Source organism: Streptomyces sp. NPDC037290 (assembly GCF_055603245.1).
Genome location: NZ_JBVJVZ010000068.1, coordinates 1 through 7654, shown reverse-complemented (window position 1 = coordinate 7654; position 7654 = coordinate 1). Strand labels below are relative to the sequence as shown.

General features: G+C 66.9%; 6 protein-coding genes and 1 pseudogene. 4 read left to right on the top strand and 3 right to left on the bottom strand.

The window, feature by feature from the left end; genetic code table 11:
* Positions 1–2150: 2150 nt before the first annotated feature.
* Complete coding sequence (locus ACZ7HQ_RS44275; RefSeq protein ID WP_471003007.1) at positions 2151–2441, bottom strand: hypothetical protein; 291 nt, start codon at positions 2439–2441, stop codon at positions 2151–2153.
* Between the two features lie 16 nt (positions 2442–2457).
* Positions 2458–2598, bottom strand: a complete 141-nt coding sequence (locus ACZ7HQ_RS44270; RefSeq protein WP_471003004.1) for a hypothetical protein — start codon at positions 2596–2598, stop codon at positions 2458–2460.
* A 923-nt stretch (positions 2599–3521) separates the two neighbouring features.
* On the opposite strand from ACZ7HQ_RS44270, the gene ACZ7HQ_RS44265 reads away from it, so the two are divergent.
* The 4 genes from ACZ7HQ_RS44265 (at position 3522) to ACZ7HQ_RS44250 (ending at position 6603) form a co-directional block, all read left to right on the top strand.
* Positions 3522–4418 carry a replication-relaxation family protein gene (locus ACZ7HQ_RS44265; RefSeq protein ID WP_471003001.1) on the top strand — a complete coding sequence of 299 codons (897 nt, stop codon included), beginning with the start codon at positions 3522–3524 and terminating at the stop codon, positions 4416–4418.
* Positions 4419–5158: 740 nt separating this feature from the next.
* Positions 5159–5593 carry a helicase associated domain-containing protein gene (locus ACZ7HQ_RS44260; RefSeq protein WP_471002998.1) on the top strand — a complete coding sequence of 145 codons (435 nt, stop codon included), beginning with the start codon at positions 5159–5161 and terminating at the stop codon, positions 5591–5593.
* A gap of 79 nt (positions 5594–5672) precedes the next feature.
* Positions 5673–5975, top strand: coding sequence for a helicase associated domain-containing protein (locus ACZ7HQ_RS44255; protein WP_471003010.1), 303 nt, complete (start codon positions 5673–5675; stop codon positions 5973–5975).
* Between the two features lie 265 nt (positions 5976–6240).
* The gene (locus ACZ7HQ_RS44250; RefSeq protein ID WP_471002995.1) at positions 6241–6603 is read left to right on the top strand and encodes a DUF1330 domain-containing protein; all 363 of its coding nucleotides are present in this window, start codon (positions 6241–6243) and stop codon (positions 6601–6603) included.
* Between the two features lie 250 nt (positions 6604–6853).
* Here the strand turns inward: ACZ7HQ_RS44250 and ACZ7HQ_RS44245 are convergent.
* Positions 6854–7564: pseudogene (locus ACZ7HQ_RS44245) on the bottom strand (IS256 family transposase); the annotation flags it as partial.
* Positions 7565–7654 lie beyond the last annotated feature (90 nt).

Sequence of the window (7654 nt, the reverse complement as noted above, 5' to 3'; positions counted from 1 at the left end):
CCTCCGGGCTTCGCCCGGAGCAAGCGAACGGTTGCGGTGCGCGCAACCGTTGCGCTCCCGCTCCGCGTGAGCGCTGGCGGCTCGCTGCGCTCCCCGCATAACCTGCAGGCTTCGCCCTCCGGTTGGTGCCCCTTCCGCTGCGCTCCAGGGGCAGGGCCGTGCAGGCGGCCCGTACGCTGCAGGCTTGAGCCCCCTCCGCTGCGCTCCGGGGACTTGGCTGACTATAGGGGGGCCCGGACCTGCACCCGGCTGGCGGAAGACGGAGGTGACGGGGAGTCAACAGACCCAGGGAGGCAGGGTCGGACAGGGTGGGATGATGCAGCATGCACCAATGACGCATCCGGGCCACCAGAGCATGCTTCAAACTGAAGCAGTGGATCGACTCTGGAAAAACCCCACCGGACCACGGAACAATCAGGGCTGCGACTTTCTCGGGTGTTCTGTCACTAACGGGTACGCGGCTTAACGGCCGACTGATACTTGCCGCATCCTGGGTTCTTGCATAGATACGATCCTGGACCCCGCGATCGATTCTTATCGCCGAAAGCCGTTATATCCACAGGGCCGGTGTACCAGACGTCCATATCGCACTCTGGGCATGCAAGATGCGACTTCCAGCCGCTTCCGTTATCTAAGCCACTCATGGACCAGATCTTACGACGGCATGCACGATGCGACTCGTTGAGCACGCCGTATGCCAGGGTATGCCAGGGAACCTGATGGGGCGTTGCGTCGCGCGGTGAATGCGGCCGTCCCCCTCCCTCTTGCCTTGTCGCTTGTCGGATCGCAGGCAGATCCGAGTGCAGAATCTCCAACCACGGGACCTCGGCCGCTTGGCGCGACAAGCGACAAGCGACAAGCGACAAGTCAATGGTGCCGGCGCCGGCGGTGCCTCGACCGGGTAGCGGTGGCCCTTGTACGACGGCGCTGCGAACTCCACGGTCAGACCTCCCGAGACAATCACCCCCCTCAAGATCATCTCACGGGCCCAGCTCAACGTGACAATGCCGCTCAGAGGGGTGTGAAGCCACGCCCCCGCCCCTACAGTGGGGCACTGGGCCTCCACAGCTTCTCGACAAGGAATCGGAGGAACAATGCTTCGTCTCACTGGCTTCGGCCTGGTTCGGACGCGCATGCTGCCTGAGCAGCGTTGCCGTCGAGCGTCGCTCATCGTGACAGTCACCCTCCTCGCTCTGGCGACCCTAGTCCCCGCGTCCGCGGCGCGCGCTGACTCTGTCCCAGCTTTATCCTGCGAGGGGACAGTCGCTACGACTTATGACCCGCCCCTGGTCAACACGCCAAGGTCGACCTACATCACGTTCCACGACGACCTGGATTACTGCTCCACAGGCGGTGTTGCCTACGGAGATTCGCATAGCGCGTTCACAGTGACCACCAGCTGTACCGATCTCAACCAGCCAGGAACCACCACAGCCATCTACTCCTGGAACACAGGCACAACGAGCACAGTGGTCTTCACGACAAACACCAAGGCGCGACTGGCCGATGGTTCCACCCAGGTCACCTGGCTGGGGACCGTCACCCAAGGTCTCCACGCGGGTGCCACAGCGCTCTACCAGGCAGTCCTCCCCCAGCTGGACGTTACAGCGTGTGCTGGAACTGGCGTGTCGGAGCTGAGGGGGCCAGTCACACTGACCTTCACCTGACCACGGCTTACAGTCCAGTGCCCCGCGGCTTCATCAACTTCAAAGTTCACCCCGACCACGCCGGCGTTGCTCTGGCATCGTCAACTTGAGTGGGAATGTCTTGCCCGCCAGCCAAGGCCTCAGCCGCTTGGCGCGACAAGCGACAAGCGACAAGCGACAAGCGACAAGTCAAGGGTTCCGGCGGTGCCTCCGCACGGAAGCGCTAAGGGCCGGCGTTCTTCGGCGACCTGTCCCCGGTCTCGGCCCCAAGGGGTCCCGAGGTCGCTACTGGGTACTGGGGTAGTGGGTAGTGGAGCCGATCGGTGTGCCGCCCTGCCCGGCAGGCGCACGTCCTGTCAGATGCCGCCTGCCGGGCAGGACGTGGCGCCCTCGGAATGCGCACCACCGAGCGCCGTCGGGAAAGGACTCGGCCGTGAGCGGGGCCAACGCCATGGTGCGCCCCTCGCTACCAAGACCGCATCCCCGCCTAAGCCATCCGAGTGCCTACCCGCAGAATTCTGCGAGCGCTTCACGCCCTTCGTCTGTGGCGACGACCAGATCGGGCCGCTCCCCATCGGCAGAGTGCACAACACGCACCAAACCCTGTCGCCAGAGCGTGAGTGAGTCCCGGTACAGCCCCAACTGCCCTTCCGCCCAAGCCTCATAGTCCGGGTCACCCTCATCCATTCCGACAGGCACCGGCCGAATGATGTAAAAGAAGTCTGAGACGGCCACCGGCTTTGACGCCTGGTCGACCAGGCGAAGCAGCTCACGGGCATTGCTCGTCAGATCCATGCCCGCCAGTCTCCCACTAGACCGGATCGAGAAACAGCCGCGACAGGGTGGTCCCGATCTTCGGTGCCACGAATATGTACCGGGTTGGCAGTTCGTAGATCCCGCGGAGCTTGGCCACGAAGATCTTGATGATCTCCGGCCGGGCATCCGACGGCATGAGCGCAGCTTGGTAGTGCTTGCACTGGTGGCAGTGCCACTCGCCCCTTGTACCGGAGAGAGTGAGACAGGCTGCGACATCCGCCCCATGGTCGCCCGCGCCACCCATCCGCTGCACACGAGCATAGGGGTGGCCGAGTGCGCGCACCCACTCGACGGTGAAGTCCTCCCAGTCGTCCTCGGAGTAGTCATACCGGAGTACCTGCTCGGGTGTGGGCGGGGGGCACTTTGCATGCGGGGGCCAGGACGACCACGTCTGGCGACTTCGGCTCCGGGATCCCTTCGAAGATCGGGACGGTCGCGTTGCCCCCCGCCCCAGCCATCTCAGTCATGTCCCTCCGCGTCACGCAGTAGCGCAAGATCAGCTCTCCGTAGTCCTATCACCCGGATGCCACTTGGTGGAATGCGTTGAGGTGGAGATACGGCCGGGCAGATGGGCGGCCCCGGCGCCTCCGGTTTCATTCGCTGCGGGCAAGAGACCAGCAGGCTCGCTGTTCTTCCTGGCGGACTCGGCCGGGCAGTTGGTCTGCCCGGCGTCGCGCGCGGCCCCGCCGTCGCGCGCGAGGAACACCTGCGGTGCCCGCTCCCCTCGTTCGCCGCCCGGGGCCTGTCCCACCCACCCACTTCTCTTTCCTGCTGTGGTGACGTGGACTCGGGGCGTAGAGGGGATGTCGGCCTCGCAACTAAGACAGGGTCAGCGTGATGACCTGCGGATTCGCGGGCGGGCGTGGCAGAGGGTGCGGACGGTTGTCGGCCGGGTTGTCAGCAGGGATGTGGGCCTGGTCCACGGAGGTGTTGTCGCTTCGTGACCGTGGTCGGGGCTTCGTGGTGGGTGGTCTGGTCGGGGCTGGCTGCTGCGGTGACCGGTACGGGCGGTGCCGGGCAGGCCGGCGCCGTACCAGACAGGAAGCGAGCGGATCCGTGATGATCGGCGTGGACGCGGGCAGCGGGGACCGGCTGACGCTGGGCGTGCTGACGCAGTACCGGATGGCCACCACCGAGCAGATGCACCGGGTGATCAATCCCGGCGTGCGTATTGAGCAGACCCGGCGGCGGCTGGCCCGGCTGCGCGTGGAGGGGCTGGTCGATCGCATCACGCTGCCGCAGGCCGGGCGGACCCGGGTGTGGTTCCCCACCGTGTACGGCGTGCAGCTCGCCTGCGAGTGGCCCGAGCTGCGCGGGCGCCGGCCTTCCAGGACCGTGTCCGATCCGACCGCCGTGCGGCTGAAGGTCGGCCACACGCTGACTGTGACCGAGACCGCGCTCGTCTTCCTCGAGGACGCCCGCCGCCGCGACGAGCTGTGCCAGCCGCTGGACTGGATCCCCGAGGTCCACCACCCCGTCGGGAGCGGCGAGGCCGTCATCCCCGACGCCCTCCTGTACTACCGGCGCGGCCCCGCCGATGGCGACGACTGGTCGATGCTCCGGGCGTTCGTGGAAGTCGACCGGGCGACCATGGGCCCCGAACGCCTCGCCGCCAAGCTGCCCGCGTACGAGCGCCTCCACCGCTACGTGCCCACGGTCCCGGGGCGCCGGCCGACCCTCCAGGAACCGGCGGTTGAGGAGTGGCGACGGCGCTACCCACTCTTCCCGCGCATCCTGTTCGTCCTGGACGGCACCGGAGCGGCCGGCGTCGAGAACCGGATCAGCGCCCTGCGCGCGGCCGCCAGGCCCCTGGCACCCTTCCTGCTGGACGTCCCCGTCCTCGCGGCGCCGCTGACCGACCTAATCCGGCACGGCCCCACCGCACCCGTGTGGCGCCCCGTCCACGACCCCGACCAGCGAGTCCCCTGGACCGTGCCCGGGCCTCGGCAAACATGACACTCGGCCGCCGCAGACGACGGCACGGGCCTGTACCCCGCACCTCGGCTGACCAGCCGTGGTCGGGGCTGGACGCGGCCCGGCGGGAGGCGTGGTCGGGTCCGTGGTCGACCCCACCGCAGGGGTCTGCGCCATGAATCACCACTCGCGGCTTCAGCCACAGGTCGCGCCGCGGCCAGCCAGTCAGCCGACCTCTTCCCCCGGCTATCGCGTGGGAAGAGGTGTCGTCCTCGCCGGGCGGCTTGCCCACAAGCGCTGGCCTGCGGGAACTGGCGATGTCCGGTTTGGGGGGCTCCCACCTTCGGTCCCCCTCGGTCCCCCGCTGAAAGCAACCGTCCAGCCAACGGTTCAGCCTCCTGTCGGTGCAACCCTCCGCGCACCCTTCGCGGGACTCGGCAGCCGCAGGCACCACACCAAGCCGCGTACGAGGCCTACAAAGCCGCAGTGGGACGGAAGGCAAGAGAGGCGAAAGCGACCGAAGCGACCAACTGTCCATGCCGGCCCGAGCCCTGCTGAAATTCTCCACGCCGCGCGAGCCCGCGCAGCTGGCCGCGTTCATCAACCTCCGCGTCCTCAACCCCGACCACAAGCACCGGCGGCGCGGTATCGAAGCCGCCGTCATCTACGCCCGCGAACGGCGACCTCAAGGTCCCGTTCACGTACCGCGTACCCGACAGCGACGACCAAGCGGTGGAAGCCGAGGGGTGGCCAGCCTCGCTCGCAGGCTTCCCCCTCGGGCAATGGACCGCGACGCCAGAAGGTTCTACACCCGCGGGGACATGGACGGGGACCGCATCGAGCAGCTGGAGATGCTGGGCATGGCGTGGTCGCACTTCGACGTCGCGTGGGAACAGGTCCGGCCGCCGCGCGCGGATGCCGAGGAGAGCACCTGCTCGCGCCGCTGGACGCCACCCACCAGGGATACCGGGGTGGGCATCTGGCTGAAGAACCAGCGGACCGCCGCCCGCAAGGCTGCCGAGATCGAGCAGCGACGTGCTGAGGGCGTGCCGGTTCAGTCGGTGGCCGGGGCGCTGTCACAGGAGCGGCGTGAGCAGCTAGAGGACATCGACCCGTCGTGGTGCCCGGCCTGGCCAGTGGAATGGCAACGCGCCTTCCACCTCCCCCGCCAGCACCTCGAAGCCGGCGGCACACTGCCGTGTCGTGTCGCTGGATGAGGTCGTGCACCAGGGCGAGGACCTCGGGCGGTGGGTGAAGCGGTTCGGCTGAGACAAGCTCACCACCGTCCAGCAATGGCTGGGCGAACACATCCTCGCCATCGAGCCCGCGGCCGAGGACGGGAAAGCGCCCCCGCGCCGTACCCAGGCCGACAAGTGGGCACTCAACTACACGGCCGCCAAGCAGTTCTACGAGCGCGAGGGACACCTGCGGGTACCGCGCAAACACATCGAACGGATCATCGTCCGCGTCAACGGCGAGAACCAGGAGGAGAGGCAACTCCGGCTCGGAGCATGGATCAGCAACCAACGCAGCAGAGCAGCAACACTGACCGCGGAACGCGTCGAGCAGCTCTCCAACATCGCCATACGCTGGAGGTGAGACACGCAGGCGCCGACCCATCCAGCGCTGAGGCATCCTGTGGTTCGTCGCGTTGGCTCTGTACGCGAGTTGCGACGTCGTTTTTCGATGAGAGTGGGAGGCACCCCAACGGCTGCGAAGTCGGTGTTCATGACTTCGGGAGTCACCCGCCAGCCTTACCGCAGGCTGCGGCCATTACCTGCGAAGTAATCGCCCTCTTTCCTCGCCCCCGTCTACGTTCTGGTCGCGCCCCGCCCTGGGACGAACGGAACGAAGGAGCCCGACCATGTCCGCTTATGGCTTCGCCCATCTCCGTAGCCGCCGCCATCACACCGACATCTTCGAGTATCTGGAGCGCATCCAGGCCACCCTCGACCCCTTCGCAGGCCGCTTCCTCATCCACGGTCCGCCGTCCGAGGTGGTGGAGGGCACATGGCCCGGCACCATGGTGCTGATCGAGTTCCCCAGCCTGACCGAGGCCCGTGCCTGGTACGACTCGCCCGCTTACCGAGACATCCTGCGGCTGCGTACCGATCACATTGAGGGCGATCTGCTGCTGATCGAAGGCGTCGGACCGGACTACCACCCGGCCGAGCGGGCCGCCAAGCTGCGCGCCGAAGCCGAGCAGGCGGGGCAGCCAGCCGCATAGTCCCCGCCTCCTCTCCGCTCGCCGGCTGCTGGCGTTCCTGGACGCGGTGAGCGACGGCCACACTCAGGCCACGAAGAAGCCCGCGGTGACTCCCAAATTCATCGACAATGATCATGATCAGGCCTCGTGAAGTGACTTCTGAAGTCGTCGACAAACGGCTCCCATTGCCACGTACACAGCCAGTCGCGCCCACCTGCAACGGCTGGGTGGCCGGGTCTGTCAAACGAGCGGTGTAACCAGGGTGTTGAGGCTACTGACGCGCTGCTGAGAGGCGGCCGTCGAAGGTGATGTCGAAGGCGTTCAGGGCAGTCTTCCAGCGCATGGTCCAGCGGGCCTGGCCCTTGCCGGTGGGGTCCAGCGACATGATGGCCATGTAGACGCACTTCAAGGCCGCGGTCTCGTTCGGGAAGTGACCGCGTGCCTTGACTGCCCGCCGAATCCTGGCGTTCACCGACTCGATGGCGTTCGTGGTGCAGACGATGCGGCGGATCTCGGTGTCGAACCGGAGGAACGGCGTGAACTCCTCCCACGCGTTCTCCCAGAGCCTGACGATCGCCGGATACTTCTTGCCCCACGCGTCGACGAACTCCGCGAACCGCTCGAGTGCGGCTTCCTCGGTTGCAGCGGTGTAGACGGGCTTGAGGAGCTTGGCGATCTTGTCCCAGTCCTGGCGGGCGGCATAGCGGAAGGAGTTCCGCAGCAGGTGGACCACGCAGGTCTGGACAGTGGTGCGGGGCCAGACGGTCTCCACCGCGTCGGGCAGGCCCTTGAGACCGTCGCAGACGAGCATGAGGACGTCGTTCACGCCGCGGTTCTTGATCTCGGTGAGGATGTGCATCCAGTGCTTGGCGCCCTCGCCGCCGTCGCCTGCCCACAAGCCCAGGATGTCCCGCCGGCCCTCGACGGTGACGGCCAGGGCCACGTAGATCGGCCGGTTCGCCACGGCACCGTCGCGGATCTTGGCTCTGTCGACGATCTTGTGATGCGGACGTCTGAACGGGCTGTGCCGACTGTTCGCGATCATGCATCGCGTGCCCTCGTGATGTGCTCT